The following is a 250-nucleotide window of genomic DNA, read 5'->3' on the forward strand; positions in this document are numbered from 1 at the left end:
CACCACATCTATCCGCTTGGCCTCGATGTCTGCCATCAGCCGCTTGAGAGCCGGACGCTCCATGGTGCCGCCCGAATAGCCTCCATCATCATAGATCTCGGGCAATAGGCTCCAGCCCTCGCCCGCTTGCGAGAGGATGTAGGCGGCGCAGGCATCACGCTGGGCATGCAGGGAGTTGTAATCTTGCTCGAGGCCCTCTTCGGTGCTCTTGCGGGTATAAATGGCGCAGCGAATGGTCTTGGTTTGGATC

General features: G+C 59.6%; 1 protein-coding gene. It reads right to left on the minus strand.

Going from position 1 to position 250, the window contains the following annotated elements; genetic code table 11:
• A partial coding sequence (locus OB03_RS14620; protein WP_461344653.1) for a recombinase family protein occupies window positions 1–250 on the minus strand: 250 nt, incomplete at both ends.

Source organism: Brevundimonas sp. GN22 (assembly GCF_054824005.1).